This is a genomic window from Parapedobacter lycopersici, from assembly GCF_024643285.1.
Classification (GTDB): Bacteria; Bacteroidota; Bacteroidia; order Sphingobacteriales; family Sphingobacteriaceae; genus Parapedobacter; species Parapedobacter lycopersici.
This window is the reverse complement of record NZ_JAMSLW010000008.1, coordinates 72,240-96,812: the sequence shown is the minus strand read 5'-3', so window position 1 is coordinate 96,812 and position 24,573 is coordinate 72,240. Positions and strand designations below refer to the sequence as shown.

Genomic DNA, 24,573 nt, shown 5'->3' with positions numbered 1-24,573 from the left:
AGGGGTCAACAACTGATGGAAGGGAAACGCTTCCCGCCACCTGATTTTGTCCGAAAGAAATGATTGCTTACATATAAGATTTAATTATTGCGGCTGCAAATATACAAATTTTACGGAAAACATCACTGAATAAGGCGGTCCAGGGCCGCATTCACCTCCCCGAAACGAAACGATCCTGCCACGCGGTCAAAAGCCAACCTGATCGCATCGTTGCAGAGGTTGCCTATGCTGCCCTCGTGTGTATGGTTTACCGCTTTCTGTGGCTTATAGGTGCCGTTCTCAATGGCCAGCCCGATATTCCGGTATGCTTCACGGAAGGGCACGCCCTTGAGCACCTCTTCATTAACCACCTCCACGCTGAACAGGTAATCGTATTTCGGGTCATCGAGAATCCGGTCATTTATCCGGATATGGTCCAGCATAAATACTGTGATTTCCAGGCATTCATTCAGCGAGCGGAATGCCGGGAACAGGTTTTCCTTCAGTAACTGGAGATCACGGTGATAGCCCGACGGCAGGTTGGCCGTCATCAATGCGATCTCGTTGGGCAACGCCTGGATCTTGTTGCATCGCCCGCGGACAAGCTCAAACACATCCGGGTTTTTCTTATGTGGCATGATACTCGATCCGGTTGTGAGGTGGTCCGGAAAGGAAATGAACCCGAAATTCTGATTCATGTACAGGCAGACATCCATAGCCAGTTTGGCCAGCGTAGCCGCAACAGCACTCATGGCCTGGGCCAGCAGCCGTTCCGTCTTGCCGCGCCCCATCTGCGCATACACCACGTTGTAATTCAAGTCGGCAAACCCCAGCAGTTCCGTGGTCATTGTACGGTCGAGCGGAAAGGAAGAACCATAGCCTGCCGCCGAACCCAATGGGTTTTTGTTGCACACGTTCCACGCGGCATGCATCATCTCCAGGTCGTCCACCAGGCTTTCCGCATAGGCGCCGAACCACAGCCCGAACGACGAAGGCATAGCAATCTGCAGGTGTGTATAACCGGGCAGCAATACGGCTTTATGTGTGTCGCTCAGGTGGATAAGCTGCGTAAACAATGCCTGCACGTTACCCACCAGTTTCTCGATCTCCATGCGGAAAAACAGCTTCAGGTCTACCAGCACCTGGTCGTTCCGTGAACGGCCGCTATGGATTTTTTTTCCGGCGTCGCCAACGCGTTTGGTCAGCAGAAGCTCCACCTGCGAGTGTACGTCCTCCACATGGTCGTCTATGGTAAACTCGCCCGCCTTCACTTCGCGGTATATCGCCTTCAGCCCCTGCTGCACCGCGTCGAGGTCGGCATCACCCAGCAGCCCGATCCGGTGAAGCATCCGGGTGTGTGCCAGCGACCCCAGTACGTCGGCCTCAGCCAGCTGCAAGTCAAGCACGCGGTCGTTGCCCACCGTAAACGTTTCCACCAATTGGTTTACATCCGTATTCTTTTGCCAGATTTTCATTTTTTTGCCTTTAGCTGCCGGTCTGCCTGCTTTTGCGTGTGGCAGCCCGCTGTAACGGACGGTAAAAATAGGAATTCTCTATGTCATTTTCCCGATATAATACGACATGCGGTCCAATTCTTGCGTAACTTTAACCGATAATCCCGATTTATGATGACACATCCCATGAAACATCCGGCAACACATTTGGGCGCCCTGCTTGGTTTTTTACTCGCGGGCCTGCCCGGAGCAACGCGCTCGCAGTCATTTACGGTTACCAATCACCTGGATATTCCCCGCGTCGATGAAATTGTCGGCATCCCAATGGACGAAGTCCGCCGGTTTATCCCTGCGGACAGCATCAGTTACGTGCAGGCCCGGGAATCGGATCAGCGCACCTACCTGCGGTCACAGGCCGTCGACAATAACCTGGATGGCGAAACAGACGAGCTGTTATTCCTCGTATCAATCGGCCCCGGTGAAACAAAAACATTTATTTTGGAAACCACCGGTGACGCCGCTACGGCTGTCCCCGGCAATAATACCCCTGCCGCTTACTCGCGCTTCGTGCCCGAGCGGCAGAACGACTATGCATGGGAAAACGACCGGGTGGCCTTCCGGATTTACGGATTGCAGGACACCGCTGCCAATGCCAGGAAACCGCCGGGTGGCGGCATTGATGCTTTTCTGAAGCGCGTCAGCTATCCCATCATTAACAGGTGGTATAAAAATAATGCGGAACGGGAAGGCGCTTATCATATAGATACCGGGGAAGGATACGATCCGTATCAGGTGGGCGCCAGCCGTGGATTGGGTGGCACCGGCATATGGGAAGATGATTCGCTATTTGTGTCGTCCCATTTCATTCGCGCCAAAACAATCGCAGAGGGCCCCTTAAGAACCATTTTCGAGCTCACTTATGCCCCCTGGGACGCCAATGGCCGCACCGTGATGGAAACCAAACGGATCAGCCTTGACCTGGGCAGCCATCTGTTCAGGGTGACTGAACGGATCCGGGCGGATAAGCCCGTCCCCAATATCGTGGCGGGGATAACACTCCACGATAAACAGGGCGAGGTGAATGCCGATAGCAAAGCCGGCTGGTTCCGCTATTGGGAGCCTATGGACGATTCGTGGCTGGGAACGGCTATCGTGATGGATCCGTCGCGTGTCAGCGGATTCAGGGACTACCGAACCGAAGCCCGGGACCAGAGCCACCTGTTGGTCTTCACAACCCCCGTGCATAACGAGGCCACTTTCTATGCTGGTTTTGCCTGGGAAAAAAGCGGGCATTTTAAGACAGCCGAAGCATGGGAACACTATCTCCGTGATTTTTCCAGGCGGCTTACGTCGCCGTTAACTGCGGTTTTTTTATAATTCGGAACCAGCAGCAGGCAGTTGCCCGCAAACAGCGGCAGGAGTTGCTAAATTGATATAGCAAAAAGACAGATGTAAGTGTCCACTTACTTATTTTTCAAAAAACCTTTTGCGATAATAATTTATATTTATACGTTTGTACTCACCAGATGGGAATGTAACAGACAAGTTGCTTTTCCATTGGCCAGACTAAGACAACGTTACTCGATATTATAAGCATAAATGAAGACCGCCAAGTCTATAATCTGGAAACCATCACTAACCAATTATAAACCTAATAGAGCGGCAGGCAGATTCAAATCTCCTGCCGTCTTTTTTTTGCAGGTAACCGGCAAGCCGGTCCCGTACCTGCCCATGGCAACCGCACAGCAGGGGGTCAATTGATATATAACAGAAGTAAAAAGTGGCCGGGTAACAGCCGGGGGGATCAGGAATTGGTGAAATAAAAAAACGGAGCTCCGCTTCTTTCGATTTGGAAACTCCGTTTTAACCTTAATTACAGCCATAGCTATAATCGAGGTACAAGTCGTCTGTGCTTCGTCGGCATTTCGTCAATATCCTTCTAAAAAGACGGTATTCGTAAATGCAATTGCTTTTCGCCATTATGCGCCGTAGCGTATATAGCTGCAGTGCAATCCCAATGTTTCGCATTTGACGGGTCAACAATTTCGAAAAATTGTCTCGGACAAACTTCCTTCAGCATTTACGCTTCGGAACCTATCATCTGCTGTAAGCGATCCAGAAATTTTCACCTCTCGGCTACGTTTTCATTTTGCGGATGCCTGTTGGGCGATTCAAAGAACTTCGTACTTGATATAACTAATGTAAGCACTTCATCCTTACCTGTCAAGAAAAAATGCTTGATTTTATACACACCTTTTCCACTTTAATTCCACTGCTTTTCCACATTGCTTTTATCCATTGGCAGGCTTCAAACGCTTTTAATGGCAATCCAATCCGCGTTATTCACATCACTACATCTTTAGTTTATTAACATTTCAGGTTAATTTAAGTTTTCGGAAACCGCTGGATTTCTTCCCAATACCGGAAGATATATTAAAAAAAATGACAAAAACGCCTCCCCGGAGTGTATTAAATTGTAATTTTATGCCTCCTTCAGCACACTTAAATGACAACGAATGGCTGCCCGTAAAATTTTCGTACTGGACACTTCCGTCATCCTCTATGACCACAATGCACTGAATAACTTCCAGGAGCATGACGTGGCCATTCCCATCCAGGTGCTGGAGGAACTCGACAACATGAAAGGCGGGAATGAGACCCGGAATTTTGAAGCACGTGGGTTTATCCGGATGATCGATCAGCTATCCCGGAAAAAACTGATCAACCAGTGGATCCACCTGAAAGGCCAGGTTAAGGGAAAGTTCAAGGTCATCCTGTCGGGCAGGCCCAAAGGATTGGATGCGGAGCAGATTTTTGGCAACAGCAAGTTCGACCATCAGATCATCAATGCCGCGCTCATGCTCATGGAGGAAAACCCGGGCAAACAGGTTGTGCTGGTATCCAAAGACATCTGCCTGCGGCTGAAGGCCAAGGCCCTGAACCTAGCCGCTGAGGATTATGAGACCGGCAAGATAAAAAATGTGGATGCCCTTTATACGGGAAAGACCACGGCGAAGAATATCCCCGAAACATTGATCGACACCCTGAAGCATAAAACCGCCGTGCCCGCGGATTCATTGCCGCTGGACCACCCCGGGGCCAATCAGTTTTACAGCCTCATGCACGGCCGCAAAAAGGTCAACGCATTTTACGACCGGCGCACGCACACGCTTATTCCGGTAACCGCCGACCCGGTATTCCGGATCAAGCCGCGCAACCCGGAGCAGGCCTTCGCCCTGCACGCACTCGCCAATCCCGATATCCAGCTCGTCAGCATCCAGGGAAATGCGGGCACAGGAAAGACACTGTTGGCATTGGCCAGCGCCCTGGAACAACGGAAAAACTACCGTCAGATCTACATCACCCGCCCCGTCATTCCGCTGAGCAACCGGGAAATCGGGTTCCTGCCCGGCGATGCCAAGTCCAAGACCGACCCGTTCCTGGCGCCGATCTGGGACAACATCCGTTTCATCAAGGAACAGTATGCCGATGATGACCGGATGACCGCGAAAATTGATGAGCTGATCGCTACGGAAAAAATCGCGATTGCACCGCTGGCCTTCATCCGCGGCCGTACCCTTACCAAGATTTTCTTTATCGTGGATGAGGCGCAGAACCTGACTCCCCACGAAATCAAAACCATTATTTCCAGGGCCGGCGAACACACTAAAATTGTCTTTACCGGCGATATTTACCAGATCGACACGCCCTACCTGGATGCGGAAAGCAATGGCCTGTCCTACCTCATCGAAAATGTAAAGAACCATCCCCGCTATGCGCATGTCACCCTGCAGCGGGGCGAGCGGAGCGAACTGGCCAACCTCGCCAACGAATTGTTGTAAAATTCACTACCTTTGTATGACCGGCTGGGAATCGATGAACACGGCATCGGCCTACGGGCCAGACCGGCCATCTTTCTTCCAGTTTACACGTAAAAAGAACAGCAATCATGAGCACAGAAAGCAAGCGGCAGCAACGGTTTGCCGGCGTTATACAGCAGGATCTGGGTGAACTTTTCCAGCGCGAAGGAAATACCTGGGCTCCGGGCGCATTTATTACGGTCACCCGCGTGCGTGTAACACCCGACCTGGCCATCGCCCGTGTATACCTGAGCTTTCTCCATATCAAGACCGCAAAGGAGGACCTGATTAATATTAAATCGCATGCCGGCGAAATCCGCTATAAGCTCGGTGCCCGCATTAAGAACCAGGCTCGGATTGTACCACAGCTGGAGTTTTTTCTGGATGACACCAACGAATATGTGGAACACATGGATAAACTGTTCGATAAAATCAGCAAGGAACCCCGGCAACCGGACACCGACGAATAACTCCTGTGTTGCGCGGATTCCCCCGACCATGTCTGCAGACCGCTACCGGACTGCTTCGTAATGGGCACACCCTGTGTGCAGGGTAGGTACGGGGTGCATGCGCAATTCCTTCGCGTTAACGTGGACTCACTGTGGACTCACCGTGGACACATGGTGGACTCATCCCGAAGAAGTTTCACACCTTTTCCGAGCGATTCCCGCATCGTTCGTTTCGACCCGTTATCGTTATCTTTACCGCTGAAATGATTTTCCGACTCGATACCGACGACATCGCTTTTCCAGACCCCGCACTGGCCGAACCGGACGGATTGCTTGCCGTAGGCGGTGACCTGCGGCCCGATCGGCTGCTGATGGCGTACCGGCAGGGGATTTTCCCCTGGTACAGCGACGATACACCCATCCTATGGTACGCCCCCCACGAGCGCTTCGTTCTTTTCCCCGAAGAACTGAAAATCAGCAAAAGCATGCGAAAAGTATACCGTTCGGGGATATTTGAAGTAACCCATAACCAAGCTTTTGGATCTGTCATTGCGCACTGCGCCAATCACACGCGGCCGGGGCAGGATGGTACCTGGATTACCCGGGAAATGCAGGAAGCCTACATTGTGTTACATCAATTAGGCCATGCCCATTCCGTGGAAGTCTGGCACGCAGGTCAACTCGCGGGCGGCTTATATGGCGTTGCTGTAGGTCATGTCTTCTGCGGAGAAAGCATGTTCAGCCTCCGTGCGAACGCATCTAAAACCGCGCTGATTGCCCTGTGCGAAACGGCGCGATACCGGTTGATCGATTGTCAGGTGTATACCGACCATTTGGCTTCGCTCGGCGCAAGGATGATAGCCCGGAAGCAGTATTTGAGCATCCTGCAACCAGGCTGACCCTCCGACGCCGGCCTTTTCAAAACGGATCAGGGGCCCGCTTCTTTCCTTTCTTTTGCGGAAACCCAGAAATTATTAAAGCCCAGGCCCACCTGTAACTCCAATAGCTGCTGCTGCAGCATTTCCAGGATCGCCAGGAAATTATAGACAAAATGTACCTTATTGGCTGAGTTTTTCACGACGAGGCTGAAATCCAGCTGCTGGTTTATCTCCAACAAGGAGGCGATGGCCTTCTTCTGCTGTTCGATGGTATAGGGATATTTCTCAACCGTGTGCCGTACCTCCCTGCTGCGGTTGCCGTAGCTGTACATCAGTTTCTCATACATCACCATCAGCCGGTACAGATCCAGTGTCGCCAGCTCGTCGCCCATATCCGCCTGATCGGCTGCCAGGAGAAGGTCGGCCGCCAGGTTCCCGCGGCGGAATAATTTTGCCCGTTCTTCCGCAAAGGCTTCCAGCTCCGCTGCCGCCAGCTTATATTGTTTATACAGTACGAGTTTCTGGACAAGGTCCTCCTTGGGATCGATTTCATTGCCCTCTTCATCCAGCTCGGGACGCGGCAGCAGCATTTTGGCCTTAATGCGCATCAACGTGGCTGCCACGACGATAAATTCACTGGCGAGTTCCATGTTTAGCGCCTGCATCTGCTGGATGTAACCCAGAAAGTCCGTGGTGATTTTGGCAATGGGAATATCGTGGATATTCAATTCGTCGCGTTCAATAAAGAACAACAACAAATCAAAGGGTCCCTCAAATTGGGGAAGCTTTATTTCATAACCTTCATCGGGTTGCATGCCGGTTCAAAAGTAAGCATTTGGGCGATAACCTATTGTATGCTATTCGGTGAATCACCAAACATTCCCTTCCTTTTCCTGTTTTCCCATTATTACAGCGCCTGCTTGCCAGCTACAATTTAAACGACGCGGTATCAATAATTATTAGTTACTTTGTACCGATTTTCCAAATCTGGGCAAATATGGAGATTGAAGCCGGAAAACTACTAAGAAACATCCACACACCTGCAGACATCAAGCAGCTCAACGAACGTGATCTGGCGGAGCTGTGCCGTGAACTGCGTCAGTACATTATCGATGTGGTATCTGTACACGGCGGCCATTTTGCCGCGAGTCTCGGGGTAGTAGAACTGACCGTTGCGCTGCATTACGTCCTCAATACGCCGTACGACCAGCTGGTATGGGATGTCGGCCATCAGGCTTACGGCCATAAAATACTGACCGGGAGGAGAGAACAGTTCCATACCAACCGGATACTGGGGGGTCTCAGCGGTTTCCCGAAACGTGACGAAAGTGAGTACGATGCATTCGGGGTAGGTCACTCTTCCACCTCCATCTCCGCCGCGCTGGGCATGGCAGTAGCTTCGCATTATAAAGGAGAGACCGACCGGCAGCATGTGGCTGTCATCGGCGACGGCGCCATGACCGCAGGCATGGCATTTGAAGCGCTGAACCATGCCGGCATCGAACAGTCCAACCTGCTGGTCATCCTGAACGACAATTGCATGTCAATCGATCCGAATGTCGGCGCGCTCAAGGAATACCTGACCAACATTACTACATCCAAGCCGTGGAATCGATTCCGCGACGATATTGCCCATGTGCTGACCAAGATCTCCGAAATCGGGCCGGATGCGCTCGGGCTCGTCAAGAAAATTGAGAAGAGCATCAAAGGTACCCTGCTGAAAAACAGCAACCTTTTTGAATCACTCAATTTCCGCTATTTCGGGCCGGTAGACGGTCACGATGTCAAACGGCTTGTCCGCACGCTGAACGACCTGCGTGATATCCCGGGTCCTAAACTACTGCACTGCATCACCGTAAAGGGAAAAGGCTACGCGCTGGCCGAAAAGGACCAGACCACCTGGCATGCACCCGGACTTTTTGATAAGATTACGGGGGAGATTAAAAAATCCAAACCCGACAAACCCGCGGCGCCCAAATACCAGGACGTGTTCGGGCATACGCTGGTGGAACTGGCGGAAAAAAACGATAAAATCATGGGCATCACCCCGGCCATGCCGTCGGGTTCTTCCATGAACATCATGATGAAGGCCATGCCCAACCGGGCATTTGACGTGGGGATAGCCGAACAGCATGCCGTTACCTTTTCCGCTGGACTGGCCACGCAGGGCATGGTGCCGTTCTGCAATATTTACTCCAGTTTTATGCAGCGGGCATATGACCAGGTGATACACGATGTAGCCGTCCAGAACCTGCATGTGGTGTTTTGCCTGGACCGTGCAGGTATTGCCGGAGCCGACGGGCCCACGCATCACGGCGCATACGACATGGCTTACATGCGGTGCATTCCCAACCTGACGGTTTCCGCTCCGATGAATGAAGAGGAGCTGCGGAACCTGATGTATACTGCCCAGCAGGACGGCAGGGGTCCGTTCGTGATCCGCTATCCAAGGGGACAGGGCGTGATGCCGGATTGGCGCCGTCCACTCCGTGCGGTCGAAGTGGGGAAAGGCCGGAAAATATGTGACGGCGAAGAGCTTGCCCTGCTGAGTATCGGCCACATCGGCAACGAGGCAGTAAAAGCCTGCGTGACGCTGAATGAGGAAGGTATTTTTCCGGCACATTACGACCTGCGTTTTGCCAAGCCACTGGACGAAACACTGCTGCATGAAGTTTTTGGCAAGTACAGTAAAATCATCACCATTGAAGACGGTTGTCTGCAGGGCGGTGTGGGCAGTGCGGTACTGGAGTTTATGGCCGACCACCAATACCAGGCGACCGTGGTACGGCTGGGTATTCCCGATGAGGTGGTCGAGCATGGCGAGCAACACGAGCTATGGGCAATATGCGGTTACGACGCAGCGGCTATTGCCACCCACGCACGTGCGTTGGCGACCGTCCGCAAAGCGGACGGGATGGTCGGGTAAGCCGGTAAACCTATTTCACATATTCATCACGGTAAAATAACTTGCAAAGCAGGATGGTTTTAGTAATTTAGCCAGTCATATCCCTATTGGCTTAATAATGAAACAAATGAATTTTTTTAAGAAAACCAGCTGGATCCTTATCCTTACTCTTTTTATTAGCTCCTCCTATGCACAGGAAACCATTCCCCGGCCAAAACTGGTCGTCGGCATCATGGTCGACCAGATGCGCTGGGATTACCTGTACCGGTATTATGAGCGGTATGGAGACGGCGGATTCAAGCGGCTGCTTAACGACGGGTTCACCTGCGAGAACACGTATATTAATTATGTGCCCACCGTAACGGCAATCGGACACAGCACGGTCTATACCGGCAGCGTACCCGCCATTCACGGCATCGCCGGCAATGAATTCATTATCCAGCAAACCGGCCAATCAATGTATTGCGCTCAGGACGACCACGTGCATGGGGTAGGCACCACGGCAGACGAGGGAAAGATGTCGCCCAGAAACCTGCTGACTTCCACCATTACAGACCAGCTTAAGCTGGCCACGAATTTCCGGTCCAAAGTGATTGGCATTGCCATAAAGGACCGCGGTGGCATTTTGCCGGCCGGGCATTTTGCCAACGCGGCTTACTGGTTTGAAGGGAGTTCGGGCAACTGGATTTCCAGCTCATTTTACATGGAAGAATTACCGAAATGGGTGCAGGATTTCAATGCACAGAAATTGACCGAAAAATACCTCCAGCAAGACTGGAATACGCTATACCCCATTGACACCTACACGCAGAGCGTGGAAGACGACAATGGGTACGAAGGAAAGTTCCGGGGCGAGGAACGGCCGGTATTCCCCAGAAAGCTGAACGAACTGGTTAAAACTAACGGACCGGGACTCATCCGCAATACGCCGTTTGGCAACAGCCTTACGCTCGACCTGGCCAAGGCTGCCATTACCCATGAGCAGCTGGGCCGCAATCCGGGTGGCTTCACGGATTTCCTTGCGGTCAGCCTTTCATCCACCGATTATGTCGGCCACCAGTTTGCGGTGAATTCGATTGAGGTTGAGGATACCTACCTGCGCCTGGATGCCGAACTGGAAAAACTGTTTGATTACCTGGACAGCAACGTTGGCAAGGGAGAATATACCGTATTCCTGACCGCCGACCACGGTGCGTCGCACAATGCCCAGTTCTTTATGGATAAAAAAGGCAACGCGGGCTACTTCGATACGCGCAGTACGCTGGCAGACCTCAATTCGGCGCTGGCCGCGGAGTTCGGGCAGGACAATATCGTGCGTAACTTCATGAACTACCAGGCCAACCTGAATTACGATGTCATCCGTGCAAATAAACTGGATGAGCAGGCAATCAAAACGGCCGCAATCAACTTTTTGCGCCGGGTAGACGGTGTGGCTTTCGCCATTGACATGGAGGAAGCGGCCCACGCCACCATTCCCGCACGTATCCGTGAGCGGATCGTTAATGGGTACAACCCCAAACGCAGCGGCGTGATCCAGATCATTCTTGAACCGCAATGGTACAGCGGCTCGCCGGGAGCCACCGGCGGCACCCACGGCACATGGGGTTCCTATGATGCCCATATCCCGCTGGTGTGGATGGGCTGGGGCATCAAGCATGGCCAGACCAACCGCGAAACACACATGACCGACATCGCAGCCACGCTTGCCGCGCTGCTCCGTATCGAAGAGCCCAACGGCAATATCGGACAGCCTATCCAGGAAGTGCTTGGAAATTAAATAACAACACCGATTCCCCGGCACGACGGCCTGGTTATGCCGGGGAATCGGCATGTTATGATCCTAATTTTTTTAGAAGCGGGCAACTTTCCGTATTTTTGTATACGCGATCTGTAGGACCCTATACATCACATTCCCTACCGGTGGTTTATCCGTATGAATGAAGTAGCGACGCTCGACCCCAGAACCCATATTATTATTAAAGGCGCACGTGTACATAACCTAAAGAATGTAGACGTAGCCATTCCAAAGAACAAACTTGTCGTCATTACAGGCATGTCGGGCTCGGGCAAATCGTCCCTCGCTTTTGACACCCTGTATGCCGAAGGGCAGCGCCGTTACGTCGAAAGCCTTTCCTCGTACGCGCGTCAGTTTATGGGGCGTATGGGCAAGCCCGAGGTAGACTACATCAAAGGCATCGCTCCGGCTATTGCCATTGAGCAGCGGGTCATTACCAGCAACCCGCGGTCTACGGTAGGTACCTCCACCGAAATTTACGATTACCTCAAACTGCTCTATGCCCGTATCGGAAAAACGTATTCCCCGGTATCCGGACAAGAGGTCAGGAAAGATACCGTTACCTCGGTCACCCATTTTATCACCGGACTGCCCGTGGGCACCGTGGTTACCGTCAGTGCACCGTTGCACCCTACCAACAAACGCAAGCTAAAGGAAGAACTGGCTATTTTACTCCAGAAAGGGTTTGTGCGGGTCATTTATCAGGGGCAGGCACATAAAATTGAAGCGCTGCTCGATGATGAGACACTGGAAAACCCGACAGCCAAATCAGGTGACCTGCAGATCGTGATCGACCGCATTACCGTGGACGCCGAGGAAGATACGCGGAACCGGATTGCCGATTCTGTACAGACGGCCTTTTTTGAGGGAAAGGGCGATTGTTACGTAGCGGCGCTGGAGACTGTACATGCCTTCTCCGACCGGTTTGAACTGGACGATATAACCTTTGAAGAACCTACCCCGAACTTTTTCAGCTTTAACAACCCCTATGGAGCGTGCAAACGCTGCGAGGGTTATGGACGGGTTATCGGCATTGATCCGGACCTCGTGATTCCGGACAAGAGCCGGTCGGTATATGATGGTGCCGTTGCACCCTGGCGCGGCGAAAAAATGGGCGAATGGCTGCAGCAGCTGATCCAGCATTCCACGAAGTTTGATTTTCCGATTCACCGGGCTTATGCCGACCTGACCCCGGACCAGCAGGGGCTGCTGTGGACAGGTAACCGTTATTTCAGGGGACTAAACCAGTTCTTCGAAGAGCTGGAAGAACAGACCTATAAAATTCAATACCGCGTCATGCTCTCCCGTTACCGGGGGAAAACCGATTGCCCGGAGTGCAACGGCACACGGTTACGCAAGGATGCCGCCTATGTAAAAATCAACGGTAAATCCATATCGGAAGTGGTCCTGATGCCGCTTGACCAGGCATTGGCATTTTTCCATGCACTCGAATTAACCGAAAACGAGGCTGCCATTGCCAGGCGGCTGCTGGCGGAGATCACGAACCGGCTCCAGTTCCTCAGCGATGTGGGGCTGGGTTATCTTACGCTCAACCGGCTGTCAAATACGCTCTCCGGCGGCGAGTCACAGCGCATCAACCTGGCCACGTCGCTGGGAAGCTCACTGGTCGGGTCCATTTATGTACTTGACGAACCGAGTATCGGGCTGCATCCAAGAGATACCCAGCGGCTCATCGGCGTGCTGAAATCCCTTCGGAATGTCGGCAATACCGTACTGGTTGTGGAGCATGAGCAGGAGATGATGCAGGCAGCGGATTACCTGATTGATATCGGTCCCGAAGCGGGGGTGCACGGCGGCCAGCTGATCTTCAATGGCACTTATGAAGGGATTCTCCGCGACGAAAATAGCCTGACCGGCCGCTACCTCAGTGGCCGGGACCGCATTCCCGTACCGGCCAGCCGCCGGAAGTGGCACGACGCGATCGTAGTGAAGGGCGCCCGTGAAAATAACCTGAAAGGCATCGATGTCCGTTTTCCGCTCCATGTATTCACCGTGGTTACGGGTGTATCGGGTTCGGGCAAGACTTCGCTGGTTAAGCGGATTCTCTACCCGGCACTGCAGAAAGCCACCGGCAACTACTCGGGTGAACAGACGGGACGTTACGACAGCATGGATGGCGACATCCAGCGCGTGGAGCAAGTGGAACTGGTTGACCAGAACCCCATCGGGCGTTCGTCGCGCTCCAATCCGGTGACCTACGTAAAGGCCTGGGACGAGGTGCGCGCATTGTATAGCGCACAGCCCGCCGCAAAAGCTGCCGGACTGAAGCCGGCCTCCTTTTCCTTCAATGTGGAGGGAGGGCGCTGCGACGTCTGCCAGGGAGAAGGGGAAGTGAAGATCGAAATGCAGTTCATGGCTGATATTGTATTGCCCTGTGAGGCCTGTGGGGGAAAACGCTTCAAACAGCATGTGCTGGATGTTACCTGGAACGGAAAAAACGTGGCGGACCTGCTGGAACTAAGTGTCGATGAGGCGCTGGAATTCTTCGCGGACCAGCCAAAAATACGGGCTAAGTTACAGCCCCTTGCCGACGTTGGCCTCGGTTATGTCAAATTGGGCCAGTCGTCCAGCACCCTTTCCGGGGGTGAGGCACAGCGCATTAAGCTCGCTTCTTTTCTGATCAAGGGGAACAGCAGTAAAAACACGTTGTTTATTTTCGATGAGCCCACCACCGGGCTGCATTTCCATGACATCAAAAAACTGCTGAAATCTTTCGACGCGCTTATTGCACAGGGCAACAGCATCCTGGTTATTGAGCACAATATGGATATGATCAAGAGCGCCGACTGGGTGATCGATATCGGACCCGAGGGAGGCGAACAGGGCGGGCGGCTGGTTTTTGAAGGCACGCCGGAAGCGCTGGCTGCACAGGCCGACTCCCATACGGGCCATTACCTAAAAGGGTACCTTACCGTTTGACCTGAACAACCTGCTTTAACAATTTTTTTATATTATCTTGTTTTTATGTTAGGTTTGTTATTGATTAATCAATTTCAAACTTAACATTGCAACACCGGATCACGTCAGCGGATATTCGAAACTTAATCGGAGGCGATGAGGCTGCTTTCCGCAAAATCTATTATGTCCATAGTGAGCAGGTATATCAGTTGGCTTTCCGCTTTCTAAAGAGCCCGGTGTGGAGTGAAGAGATCGTCCAGGATGTCTTTTTAAAGTTATGGCTGAACCGCGAGGGGCTGGACGAATCTGGCAATACCTGGTTTTACTTATATGTTATTACCAAGCGGCTGTGCCTTAACCGCATCCGGGAAATCCGGAAATCCACGTTGCTGTTTGACGAACTGATGCATCACCTTGAGCAGGCCCATAACCGGACCGAAGAAGAGTTTTTTGCCGCCGACATGGACCGGCAGGCGCAGGAGATCATTGCCACGCTTCCGCAACAGCAACGGCTGGTGTTCAACCTAAGCCGCACGGAGGGGCTTTCGCATAAAGAGATTGCCAAGCAGCTCGGTGTTTCCCCCAACACCGTGAAAAACCACATGGTCCAAGCGTTAAAGACGCTGAAAAGTGCCCTGCACCAGTCCGGATATACTTACCTCATCGGGTTACTCTGCTGCCAGCAACTCATGCACTGGGCTTATTCATTTTTTTTCATGCCGCACTAGTCCTATCGGTGCTCCCTGGTGTTCTTATTGTAAGCGGGAGGAAAGACCCGCTTAACTAACCAACAACATGAACAATCAGCTACGGCAATTACTGGCCCGTTATTTTAATAATACGATCGATAAAAGCGATTGCGAGGTCCTGCTGCAGCAGCTGGAAGACAGCGATCCTGAACAGGTATCTGCACTCGTTGACGAACTGCTGAAAACGGAACAGTCGACGGCGCTGTTTGGATCCGACCGGCAGGAACGCATTTATGACAAGCTGGCTGCCCATATCCAGCAACACAGCGCAGCAGCGGTGATGCCCCCTACCCTGCCCCGAAGACCGGCCTACCGGCAGTGGATCCGCATAGCGGCGCTCTGGACGGTTGCTATTTCCGCTGCGCTTTTGTTGTATTATACCTACAGATCCACCGCATACCCGTCGAAACATCCGGCCACAGCAGCAGCATCCGACGACATCCTGTTACCCGATGGCACGCAGGCCATGCTTACGCTTGCAGATGGGGAAACACTGGTTCTGCACGACAGCATGGTCGGCATGCTGGCCAGCCAGGTGGGAATTGCGATCCGCATAACGGCCGACGGCAGTGTCTGGTACGATACGCGGTCGATGCAGGCAACCAACGCGCAGGTACCGTTTAACACATTCAGTACGCCCAAGGGGCATTCCCACCAGCTGGTTCTGCCCGACGGGACGCGCGTTTGGCTAAACACTTCATCGGCCATCCGTTTCCCCGTGGCATTCACCGGAGATGAACGACGGGTAATCCTTACCGGAGAAGCGTATTTTGAAGTCGCGCACAACGCGGCCAAACCCTTTAAGGTTGAGGCGAACGGAAGTACCATCGCGGTGCTGGGCACCCACTTCAACGTGTCGGCCTATGCCGATGACCCGCAGGTGGTAACCACCCTGCTGGAAGGTGCAGTGGATGTTTCCATGGATGGCAGCCGTGTCGCATTGAAACCCGGCGAACAGGCTGTTTCCGACGGCGCGACAGGACGTATCTGGCAGTCCAAGGCAGATATCCAGTCGGCCATGGCCTGGAAAAACGGTTATTTCCGATTTAATGACGAGCGCATTGAGAGCATTATCAACAAAGTATCAAGGTGGTATGATATCGAGCGAGTAGCGTATGAAGGACAGTTCAACGACCGGTTTACCGGCACGTTCCAACGGTCCAAAAGCATCGCCCAGCTCTTTGATCACCTGGAACGGATTGCACCCATACAATTCAGAATAGAAGGAAAGGAGGTGGTCATCATGAAATAGTAATACCATGCTTTGGCCACAAAAAAGCCAGAAGCGTTCGCGGCGCTTCCGGCAGCAATGGCTGGCCTGTAATATCCATTTCCTGAGCAGAAAACCGATTTACTAACCAAACATTTAGTCAAATGTATAAAACTTCTATTGTATTTTGCTGCTATAAGCGGCAATTATTCAGACTACTATTAGCCATGAAACTTGTCATCGTGTTGATTACTGCTTCATTCCTGCACGCGAGTGCAATAGGCTATGCGCAGAGCGTGACAATCAATGTCAAAAAGGCTTCCATTTCGGATGTCCTGAACGAAATCAGGGAACAGACAGGGTATGACTTCCTCTATAATTCGTCCCATTTGTCGGGCACGAGACCTGTGGACCTTCAATTCAGCAACGCGCCGCTGGCACGGGTGCTGGATGCCTGTTTTTCCAATCAGCCGTTAACCTACCAGATTGTGGACAATACCGTGCTGCTGCACCGGAAATCACGGGCGGAACGAAGTACGGCCACTGCCGTCCGTCTTCAGCGGGAAATCCGCGGGACGGTGACCAACGAACAGGGTGAGCCGCTACAGGGTGTCACGGTATCGGTCAAGGAAACGACCGGAGGAACCGTAACCAATAACCAGGGGAATTACGAGCTTAGCTTGGGTGAAAATGCACAGACACTCGTATTTACCATTGTAGGCTACGCACGGCAGGAAGTAGCGATATCAGGTGCGGGACCAGTCAACGTCACCATGCGGGCGCAGGTAAGCGACCTGGATGAAGTCGTGGTAGTGGGCTATGGTGTACAAAGCCGGCGCGATGTTATCGGCGCCGTGGGTGTCGCCTCATCCGAAGATTTCGGCGATGTGGCCGTGAGCAACACCTCGCAGCTCATCCAGGGCAAGATTGCCGGCGTACAGGTAATCAACAACAGCGGAGCCCCGGGATCGGGTACGCAGATCGTCGTCCGCGGTACCGGATCGTTTACCAACGCGGCGCCTCTTTACGTAATCGATGGGATCCAAAGTGACCAGGGGACCTTCAATTCGTTAAGCCCTTACGATATACAGGACATTACCGTGCTGAAAGATGCATCGTCCGTGGCCATCTATGGTGCGCAGGGTGCAAACGGGGTTGTCATCGTTACAACCCGCCGGCCAAAAACCGGCGCCCCGCAAATATCCTATAACGGATATGTTGGTATATCAAATCCCTGGAAACAGTTCGATATGCTGAACGCCGCCGACTATACCGGCATTGTCAAAGAATGGTATGCTAATCAGGGACAGGTACTTCCATCCCGTGTGGGCTCTGACGATGCGCTGATTACCCGGACGGACTGGCAGGATGAAATGTTCAAAACAGGCACCATCCATGAACATTACCTGAATGTAGGCGGTGGAACGGAGCGGATTACCTATAATGTTTCGGCAGGTTATACCAAGCAGGACGGCCAGATTGTGGACCGCAATTTCCAACGGGCCAACATCCGTATCAACCTACAGGAACACGTAGGACAGCGGATCCGGCTGGGCCAATCGCTGAGTATCCGCCATCAAACCATTAACGGCGTCAGCGCCAATGTGGTAAACGGCCTGCGGATGCCCCCGTATATTCCGGTATATGATCCCAGCAATGAGCTGGGCGGATTCGGGATTGCCACCAGCTTACTGGACGGCAACGACAGCCAGAACCCGCTGATACAGCCTTACCTGCGCGACGTCAAGGACCGCGGATTGAACAACTACCTGCAATTATTCGGCGAAATCGATATCATTGACGGCCTGAAATTCCGGTCGCAAATCGGCGGTGTCTACAACTTCAGCCAATATTACAACTACAACCCCACATATGCAGCGAACCAGCTGGTGACCCAAAACCAGATTTCTGAAAACTACGGCTACGACCTGAGCTACATCTGGGAAAACTACTTTACCTATGATAAACGCTTCAAAGATCACAGTTTAACCGTAACGGCGGGAAATTCATACCGTGACGGCGGCGTCTCCCGGTCGGTAAACCTGGTGGGAAGCAATTTCCCGAATGATGAGATCCATCAGATCGGGGCGGCAAAGACCGTCTCTTTCGGTTCGGGATCCGCCAACTCCGGTGCCCGGTTTATTTCATACTTCGGCCGGGTAAACTACGCCTTTAAAGACCGTTACATTATCACGTTGACCGGTCGCCGGGATGCCACCTCATTATTCAGCAAGGCAAACCGGGTAGGTTATTTCCCTTCTGTCGGACTGGGATGGCGGCTATCCGACGAGGCATTTATGCAGGATATCGAATGGATCTCCGACCTGAAACTGCGTGGAAGCTGGGGAAAAACGGGTAACTCCAATATCCCGGGATTCTCGTTCCAGTCTAACGTATGGACCGGCCGGGCAAACAGTGTAGTATATCCGTTAGGGCCCAATGAAACCCTGCAAAATGGAGCAACCATTGCCATACCGGCAACGCCTTCGTTAAAATGGGAGGAAACAACCACCATTGACGCAGGCATCGACGCGAGCTTATTTAACAATAGCGTATCGGTAAGCCTTGGTTATTATGACCGTAACAATAAAGACCTGCTGGTTGAAGTGCCTTTGGCATTGTCGACAGGTTATGGTGGTGTTTCAGGCGCCAGCAGCAGTCAGCTGATCAACGCCGCATCTGCCTATAACCGCGGCTTTGAGGTGTCACTGGGCTATCAGGGAAATACAACCAACTGGAAGTACGCCATTAACGTCAACGGGTCGTACAACAAAAACCAAGTAACCTCGCTGGGCACACAGGGTGCGGTTCCCATTATGGACGGCTCTTTCTACTCTGTACCGGCAATGACGCGTACTGACGTGGGTTACGCCATCGGTTCCTACTATGGCTTTATCTATGATCACGTTGCCATAGACGGCAATGATGTTGACCAATACAATGCATTGGCACAACAGGTTACCGGCGATCCCAATGCGGAGTACCAGTCGGGATTGCTGCCGGGCGACCGCATATTCAAAGACATAAACGGCGACGGTGTAGTGACCGAAGTAGACAAAACCTACCTTGGCAGCCCGATTCCGAAGTGGAATTACGGGTTAAACATCAACCTGTCTTACAAACAGTTTGACTTTATGGCGTCATTACAGGGCGTTGCTGATGTGCAGCTGATCAATGGCACCAAGTATTACCTGGAAGGGGTAGCGCTTCCGTTTAATGCCAAAACGGACGTGTTAAGCAGCTGGAAGCAGAATGGTGACATCACGGATATTGCGCGTATCGGCCAGAATCCGGGCACTTCCGCGAACCTGCGCCCGTCATCCTGGTTTGTTGAAAATGCCGGGTTTGCCCGGATCCGCAACGTTACCCTCGGCTATACTTTTTCTTCCGACGGGATGAAGTACTGGACGGGTAACGTGGTTTCCAGCCTGCGGATATACGCAACTGCGCAGAACCTGTTCACCTTCACCAACTATTCAGGTTATGACCCGGAAGTTACCGGAAGCGGCGACTTCATTTTCGGCAGAGGCATTGACACCGGCCAGATACCGCAGCCGCGGACCTTTATGTTCGGTGTACAGCTAGGGTTTTAAGTCAGGGTATCATCTTAATCAGAAGTAACATGAAAAAGAAAATAGGAATTTTATTAGCCACAGCAGGTATGTTGATTGCCAGCGGATGTAATGAAGATTTGCTGGACGTAAAAAATGAGAATAATTATACCGACGTGTCGTATTTCAAAACACAGACCCAGTTTAACGAAGCTGTGTTGGCCACGTATGCTGTTTTCAGTCATACGGGGATGATGGCACGGGAGTGGTATTTTGTTTTTGATCTGCTGGCCAATGATGCGGAACGTGCCTCACCGCTGGTTGGTACGGAACTGCAGTTGGCAGATTACAGTTTCAACAACAACAATGAGGATATTGTGGGGTTATGGTCGTCATTATACCGCATGGTTTTCAGGGCTAACCTGGCACTGAAAGTAATCGAGGGATGGGAAACCGCCACGGAAGCCGAGGCCGCCGCAAAGCGGCAATACATAGCCGAGGCACATTGGCTGCGGGGTTTTGCGTATTTTAACCTGGTCACCAACTGGGGGCGGGTGCCACTGCGGATGACATTTGAGGATTCGCAGTCAAACTCGTTTCCGAGGTCATCGGTAGCCGACGTCTGGCAAGTGGTAGAAAGCGAATTTACTGCCGCTATCCCCGATCTTCCGGTTGCCCATGCCCCTGAGCAAAAAGGCCGGGCCACGAAAGGCGCTGCGATCGCATTCCTGGGCCGTACATACCTGTTTCAAAAGAAGTACGATGAGGCAATTGCGCAATTGGCACAGCTTACCGCCGCACCGTTCACGTACTCGCTTGACCCCAGCTATGACCATCTTTTCAGTGAAGATAACATCAACAGCCCGGAAACCGTATTTGATGTAAACCATACCTATACTACATCAAATACACAGTATTACATGTTCGGCGGCCAGGAAGGCACGAATGGTAAAACGTTCCATACCGGAAGGGCCCAGGAATATGGCTTTAATGACTGGCAGAACGTGGTCGCATCCGATGCATTGGTGGAGGCCCATACCTATGCGAATCCGCAGTCAGGTGCACCTTATATCGACCCGCGTGCTAAGCTTACGTATTACGGCACTGCGCAGAATGGAGGTGACACGAAATATTGCGATGCCTGTTCAGGCGGGCCGATTGATTACGATTACGGATTCTTCGGCAACAGTTACCGCAAGTACCAGCCTTATGAATTCCAGCAATATACCGAAGCGCCGATGAGCGGCATCAACACGCACGTAGTCCGCTATGCAGACGTACTGCTCATGCTGGCTGAGTGTTATATTGAGAAAAACAGCCCGGATGTGGCTACCGGTATCGGTTACATCAATGATGTACGGAACCGGGCCAGCGTCATGGCCGAGAATTACCCGTTGGGACTTGGCCAGGATGCCGCACGCACGGCATTACGGCGGGAGCGGCAGATCGAGTTCGCCGGTGAGCAATCGCGGTGGTTCGACCTCGTCCGCTGGGGCATTGCCAAAGAAGTGCTGAATGCAGAGCATCCCGCCGGACCGGGCCAGCAACCGTTCCTGGACAAGCATTACCTGTTCCCGATTCCTATCGATGAGCGGAATTCGAATGCGGAACTGGCTGCCGATGTAGCCAACGACTGGAACTAGCGGGTCATGAAATTCATTCGGTTGATTTTTCTGCTTCCCTGTTTAGGATGGGGTTGCCATGACCGGGCATCGACAGACCATGCGTTGGTGCCGATTAAGGAGCAAGATGGACGTTACCTTTTCCAGCTCGAAAATCAACAGTTAGCGGTTGATCCTGCCATTGGTGGCAGGATCACCTCGCTGACGTTGGACGGTGAAGATTTCCTGACCGGTCCGGAGGTCAATGACTTCAACTGGGGATCCACATTCTGGCCGAGTCCGCAAAGTGTCTGGCATTGGCCGCCTTCGGCCGAGCTGGACAATAAACCGTATGAGGTGATTACCGCAGACAACACGCTGAAAATGGTGAGCCAGCAGGATCCGCAAACCGGGTTGGTGGTGACCAAGGAATTTTCGGCCGCCGAAAACCCTGCGCGTTATATCCTGCGCTATACGCTCACCAACCAGGCACCCATACCGCAGTATGCTGCCCCGTGGGAGGTCACACGTGTACACACGGAGGGCATCACCTTTTTCCCCAGGGGGGAAGGCGACATGCGGGGAGGTCTGCTGCCGCTGACCACCGTAACCGACGGCATTGCCTGGTTTACCTATGATGCAGCGGGTTTGCCCCTGAAAGGCGACAGGCAGCTGTATACCGATGGTTCGGAAGGCTGGATGGCGCACATCAACGGCCGGACGATCCTGATCAAAAAATTCCCCGACGTTCCCCTGGAGAAAAATGCGCCCAAGGAGGGGGAGATCGAGCTATTTGCCAGTGATGTAAAGCCGGGAAAAAGTTACGTGGAAATTGAGCATCAGGGAAACTATACCCCACTTTCATCGGGGGATACGTTGTCATGGGAAGTCACCTGGTATCTCCGGGAATTGCCGGACAGCCTGGACGTAACTTCAGGTAACAATTTGCTCGTTGATTATGTAAGAAGTGTAATTAAATAATTAATATTGACGACTTATTATCGATAAATTAGATCTATTTGTGAAGATGAAGCTAAAACTACCGATGGCAGCGTCATTGATGCTGCTTTTTGCCGGCTGCAACAACAGCTCGGAGGTATACCGCAACTGGGGAGTGTATAAGGGAGACGCTGAAAGCAGCGCCTACTCGCCGCTCGACCAGGTAAACACGGGGAACGTTTCCCAGCTGCAGGTGGCCTGGACATTTAACCCCGATGATGCACCCGAGGGGAGCCGGGGAGCCAACAGCGAAAGCAACCCGATCGTCATCAACAACATCATGTATACCACGTCGGCGCGGGGACGGCTCTATGCCGTGGACGCCGCAACAGGCGAGCAGCGCTGGAGCTTCGACCCGTTTAACGGAGAGCGCGGCGGCGGGGTAAAACGCGGGGTAACGTATTGGGAAGACGGTGCCGATAAACGGATATTATTTACCGGCGGCGATGGCTTATTTGCCCTCGACGCGCTAACCGGCGAGCCGGTTTCGACATTTGGGGAAAACGGCAGGGTAAACCTGAACATCGGCATGCGTGGCGATCCGGATAAAATTTCCGTTATTCCTACCTCGCCCGGCATTGTGTTCGAAGATCTGCTGATCCTCGGCACCGAGGTGTCGGAGTTATACGGCGCCGAGCCGGGCCACGTCCGCGCTTATAACGTGCGCACCGGCGAACTGGCATGGACATTCCATACGGTACCGCAACCCGGCGAAGTGGGTTATGAAACCTGGCCGGCAAACGCCTGGAAATATGTGGGCGGTGCGAACAACTGGGGCGGCCTGAGCCTTGACAAAAACCGGGGCATGGTCTTTTTTGCAACCGGCTCGCCCACCTACGATTACTACGGCGCCGACCGTAAAGGGGAAAACCTGTTCGGCAATTCCGTAGTAGCAGTGAACGCCCGGACCGGAGAGTACATCTGGCATTTCCAGACCGTGCACCACGACCTTTGGGATTATGACCTTCCGGCTCCCCCCAACCTGGTGACGGTGGAGCACGACGGCAAAAAAATAGATGCCGTGGCGCAGACCACCAAAGTAGGTTTTCTGTACGTGCTTGACCGGGAAACCGGCGAACCGCTTTTCCCTGTCGAAGAACGGCCCGTACCCCAGTCCGATATCCCAGGGGAAGAATCATGGCCCACACAGCCGTTCCCATTGAAACCGGCGCCCTATGCCCGTCACTTGCTTACCGAAGATGATCTGGCAAATTATTCCCCTGAATCACACGATTCTCTGCTCCAGGTATTCCGCTCACTGCGGTACGAAGGGCTGTTTACGCCGCCCTCTGTACAGGGTACAATGCAGTTTCCGGGATCACGCGGCGGTTCAAGCTGGGGAGGCGGTGCTTACGATGCCACATCCGGTTTATTTTACGTGAAGTCAAACGACTCGCCTGAACTGATGCGGATGAAACTGGTGGAACGTGAAAGTGCTGTATCCAACCAGTCGGTATACCGTCAGGGAGAAACGTTGTACAACACCTATTGCGTAAGCTGCCACGGCCGCGACCGTAACGGAGATGAATTGGGTAATCCCTCGTTAGTGGGACTGAAGAGCCGGATGAGTGAGACAGACGTACTGAACCGCATTAAACACGGCGGCGGTAAGATGCCTGGTTTCGCCAGCGTCGTCAATGACCGGGCGAAAGAGCAGGCCATACTGGCTTACCTTTTCGAGAAGGAAAACAGCGAGCGGCCGAGCCGGGAGTCACGGATGATGGAGGAAATTACGAGCAATCAGCAGGCAGTAAGCGACACCGTAGTGCTTGACACGTTTGACCGGTACCTGAACCTGACGGCATACGGCCATTTCCGTGATCATAAAGGTCGCCCGGGTATTAAACCGCCGTGGGGTATGTTGCACGCGATTAACCTGCACACGGGAGAATATGCCTGGAGCGTGCCCATCGGAAATAACCCCGAGTTGCAGACCGGTCCGGAAGAAACCGGAGAGGCAGGCTCAGCCGGCCCGACCGTCACCGCAGGGGGGCTGGTATTTATCGGCAGTACGATGGACCGGAAATTCAGGGCTTTTGACAAAGCTACAGGAGAAAAACTGTGGGAATTTGATCTGCCGGGCGTTGCCAACGCCAATGCAAGTACCTATCAGGTTAACGGCAAACAATACATTGCTATTTCTGTGGGAGGAGACGAGAAAAATCCTGCAGGATCGGTTATGGCGTTTGCTTTACCGGATTAAATTTAGTTGATATACCGGAGG

At 52.7% G+C, this 24,573-nt stretch carries 15 protein-coding genes; 13 read left to right on the top strand and 2 right to left on the bottom strand.

Annotated elements, in window-relative coordinates:
- Positions 1 to 122: 122 nt before the first annotated feature.
- Positions 123 to 1,454, bottom strand: a complete 1,332-nt coding sequence (argH, locus tag NEV57_RS15485) for an argininosuccinate lyase (RefSeq protein WP_257659258.1) — start codon at positions 1,452 to 1,454, stop codon at positions 123 to 125.
- Between the two features lie 150 nt (positions 1,455 to 1,604).
- On the opposite strand from argH, the gene NEV57_RS15480 reads away from it, so the two are divergent.
- The 4 genes from NEV57_RS15480 to aat all read left to right on the top strand — a co-directional run bounded on the left by NEV57_RS15480 (position 1,605) and on the right by aat (position 6,641).
- Positions 1,605 to 2,810, top strand: coding sequence for a BT3233 family polysaccharide utilization protein (locus NEV57_RS15480; RefSeq protein ID WP_257659257.1), 1,206 nt, complete (start codon positions 1,605 to 1,607; stop codon positions 2,808 to 2,810).
- A gap of 1,139 nt (positions 2,811 to 3,949) precedes the next feature.
- Positions 3,950 to 5,275, top strand: a complete 1,326-nt coding sequence (locus tag NEV57_RS15475; RefSeq protein WP_257659256.1) for a PhoH family protein — start codon at positions 3,950 to 3,952, stop codon at positions 5,273 to 5,275.
- Positions 5,276 to 5,382: 107 nt separating this feature from the next.
- Entirely contained in the window at positions 5,383 to 5,763 is a 381-nt protein-coding gene (gene rbfA, locus NEV57_RS15470) for a 30S ribosome-binding factor RbfA (RefSeq protein ID WP_257659255.1), read from the top strand.
- Positions 5,764 to 6,005: 242 nt separating this feature from the next.
- On the top strand, positions 6,006 to 6,641 hold the full coding sequence (gene aat, locus NEV57_RS15465; RefSeq protein WP_257659254.1) for a leucyl/phenylalanyl-tRNA--protein transferase: 636 nt from the start codon (positions 6,006 to 6,008) through the stop codon (positions 6,639 to 6,641).
- A gap of 29 nt (positions 6,642 to 6,670) precedes the next feature.
- Here aat and NEV57_RS15460 read toward each other — a convergent pair whose 3' ends face one another.
- Positions 6,671 to 7,435, bottom strand: coding sequence for a segregation and condensation protein A (locus NEV57_RS15460; protein ID WP_257659253.1), 765 nt, complete (start codon positions 7,433 to 7,435; stop codon positions 6,671 to 6,673).
- 182 nt (positions 7,436 to 7,617) lie between these two features.
- Between NEV57_RS15460 and dxs the strand changes: the two genes are divergently transcribed.
- From dxs to NEV57_RS15415, 9 genes are all read left to right on the top strand, one after another.
- Positions 7,618 to 9,546: a 1-deoxy-D-xylulose-5-phosphate synthase gene (gene dxs, locus NEV57_RS15455; RefSeq protein ID WP_257659252.1), complete on the top strand. Its 1,929-nt coding sequence runs from the start codon at positions 7,618 to 7,620 to the stop codon at positions 9,544 to 9,546.
- 106 nt (positions 9,547 to 9,652) lie between these two features.
- Positions 9,653 to 11,302: an alkaline phosphatase PafA gene (gene pafA, locus NEV57_RS15450; protein WP_257659251.1), complete on the top strand. Its 1,650-nt coding sequence runs from the start codon at positions 9,653 to 9,655 to the stop codon at positions 11,300 to 11,302.
- 156 nt (positions 11,303 to 11,458) lie between these two features.
- Positions 11,459 to 14,260 carry an excinuclease ABC subunit UvrA gene (gene uvrA, locus NEV57_RS15445; protein ID WP_257659250.1) on the top strand — a complete coding sequence of 934 codons (2,802 nt, stop codon included), beginning with the start codon at positions 11,459 to 11,461 and terminating at the stop codon, positions 14,258 to 14,260.
- Between the two features lie 86 nt (positions 14,261 to 14,346).
- A complete protein-coding gene (locus tag NEV57_RS15440; RefSeq protein ID WP_257659249.1) occupies positions 14,347 to 14,967 on the top strand; it encodes an RNA polymerase sigma factor in 621 nt (206 codons plus the stop codon).
- A 67-nt stretch (positions 14,968 to 15,034) separates the two neighbouring features.
- Positions 15,035 to 16,240, top strand: coding sequence for a FecR family protein (locus NEV57_RS15435; RefSeq protein WP_257659248.1), 1,206 nt, complete (start codon positions 15,035 to 15,037; stop codon positions 16,238 to 16,240).
- A 185-nt stretch (positions 16,241 to 16,425) separates the two neighbouring features.
- Positions 16,426 to 19,791, top strand: a complete 3,366-nt coding sequence (locus NEV57_RS15430) for a TonB-dependent receptor (protein WP_257659247.1) — start codon at positions 16,426 to 16,428, stop codon at positions 19,789 to 19,791.
- A 29-nt stretch (positions 19,792 to 19,820) separates the two neighbouring features.
- On the top strand, positions 19,821 to 21,392 hold the full coding sequence (locus NEV57_RS15425) for a RagB/SusD family nutrient uptake outer membrane protein (RefSeq protein ID WP_257659246.1): 1,572 nt from the start codon (positions 19,821 to 19,823) through the stop codon (positions 21,390 to 21,392).
- Between the two features lie 6 nt (positions 21,393 to 21,398).
- Positions 21,399 to 22,331, top strand: coding sequence for a DUF4380 domain-containing protein (locus tag NEV57_RS15420; protein WP_257659245.1), 933 nt, complete (start codon positions 21,399 to 21,401; stop codon positions 22,329 to 22,331).
- A gap of 46 nt (positions 22,332 to 22,377) precedes the next feature.
- Positions 22,378 to 24,552 (top strand): pyrroloquinoline quinone-dependent dehydrogenase, encoded by a 2,175-nt coding sequence (locus NEV57_RS15415; protein ID WP_257659244.1) that lies wholly within the window; start codon positions 22,378 to 22,380, stop codon positions 24,550 to 24,552.
- Positions 24,553 to 24,573: the final 21 nt, after the last annotated feature.

Coding starts and splice junctions, on each gene's coding strand:
- argH (WP_257659258.1), bottom strand. CDS start 1,454: ATGAAAATCTGGCAAAAGAATACGGATGTAAACCAATTGGTGGAAACG.
- NEV57_RS15480 (WP_257659257.1), top strand. CDS start 1,605: ATGATGACACATCCCATGAAACATCCGGCAACACATTTGGGCGCCCTG.
- NEV57_RS15475 (WP_257659256.1), top strand. CDS start 3,950: ATGGCTGCCCGTAAAATTTTCGTACTGGACACTTCCGTCATCCTCTAT.
- rbfA (WP_257659255.1), top strand. CDS start 5,383: ATGAGCACAGAAAGCAAGCGGCAGCAACGGTTTGCCGGCGTTATACAG.
- aat (WP_257659254.1), top strand. CDS start 6,006: ATGATTTTCCGACTCGATACCGACGACATCGCTTTTCCAGACCCCGCA.
- NEV57_RS15460 (WP_257659253.1), bottom strand. CDS start 7,435: ATGCAACCCGATGAAGGTTATGAAATAAAGCTTCCCCAATTTGAGGGA.
- dxs (WP_257659252.1), top strand. CDS start 7,618: ATGGAGATTGAAGCCGGAAAACTACTAAGAAACATCCACACACCTGCA.
- pafA (WP_257659251.1), top strand. CDS start 9,653: ATGAATTTTTTTAAGAAAACCAGCTGGATCCTTATCCTTACTCTTTTT.
- uvrA (WP_257659250.1), top strand. CDS start 11,459: ATGAATGAAGTAGCGACGCTCGACCCCAGAACCCATATTATTATTAAA.
- NEV57_RS15435 (WP_257659248.1), top strand. CDS start 15,035: ATGAACAATCAGCTACGGCAATTACTGGCCCGTTATTTTAATAATACG.
- NEV57_RS15430 (WP_257659247.1), top strand. CDS start 16,426: ATGAAACTTGTCATCGTGTTGATTACTGCTTCATTCCTGCACGCGAGT.
- NEV57_RS15425 (WP_257659246.1), top strand. CDS start 19,821: ATGAAAAAGAAAATAGGAATTTTATTAGCCACAGCAGGTATGTTGATT.
- NEV57_RS15420 (WP_257659245.1), top strand. CDS start 21,399: ATGAAATTCATTCGGTTGATTTTTCTGCTTCCCTGTTTAGGATGGGGT.
- NEV57_RS15415 (WP_257659244.1), top strand. CDS start 22,378: ATGAAGCTAAAACTACCGATGGCAGCGTCATTGATGCTGCTTTTTGCC.